The sequence below is a fragment of the Mycobacterium sp. NGS17 genome (assembly GCF_059813205.1).
The window spans coordinates 1-286 of sequence record NZ_JCALED010000054.1; the positions used below are offsets into that span (position 1 = coordinate 1).

Annotated in this window: 1 protein-coding gene; it reads left to right on the forward strand. The window is 68.9% G+C overall.

Annotation, left to right across the window (positions count from 1 at the left end; all coding sequences use genetic code 11):
- Positions 1-286 (forward strand): phosphopantetheine-binding protein (locus AC5Y7E_RS24325; RefSeq protein ID WP_499950970.1); only part of this gene is annotated, 286 nt, incomplete at both ends.

The window sequence follows — 286 nt, forward strand, 5'->3', positions numbered from 1 at the left end:
CGATGTGCGGGCCCTGCCGGCACCGGACTATCAGGACGGCGATAGGTATCGCGCGCCCGTCGGCGCGGTCGAAGAGATTCTGGTCGGCATCTATGCGCAGGTGCTCGGCATCGAGCGGGTGGGGGTCGACGAGTCGTTCTTTGACCTGGGTGGTGATTCGCTGTCGGCGATGCGGGTCACCGCCGCAGTCAACAAGGCTTTGCGGGCCGGCCTGGCGGTGCGGACCTTGTTCGAGGCGCCCACGGTCGCCCAATTGGCGCCCCGTATCGGTGCCGGTGGCGGGGGC